The organism is Staphylococcus agnetis, assembly GCF_002901865.1.
GTDB lineage: Bacteria > Bacillota > Bacilli > Staphylococcales > Staphylococcaceae > Staphylococcus > Staphylococcus agnetis.
Window position 1 is genome coordinate 1 of record NZ_PPQF01000155.1, and the last position, 380, is coordinate 380.

The following is a 380-nucleotide window of genomic DNA, read 5'->3' on the forward strand; positions in this document are numbered from 1 at the left end:
CATAATTTTTATGAAGTGTACAAAGATTATCAAGGAACTAGTTTTTTAGAAAAATTTAAGAAAGTAAAGACACCTTATAAAAAGTTATTTCAAGAGGCTTACGAGTTATCGAGAAAAAGTCATAAGGATATAGCTGAGGAAGATTGCTATTACTATCATTCAATCAATAGTATTAGAAGAGTGTTTGAACACTTTTTAAGTTTTAAGTTAAAAAATAGTGATTTAGCTCAAAAATCAAACCAACCGGAAATTGAAGAAGTTTATAGAAAAATGACTGGCAATGAAATGAGTAATAACAAAAAAATAATGTTAGGCTCATTTTTAACGCTTATAAATGTATTGTCACATAAACCTTACAGAGCAATAGATGTAATTAATTC

General features: G+C 26.8%; 1 pseudogene. It reads left to right on the forward strand.

The features are described 5' to 3' along the window. Positions 1 to 380: pseudogene (locus CD172_RS12455) on the forward strand (AAA family ATPase); the annotation flags it as partial.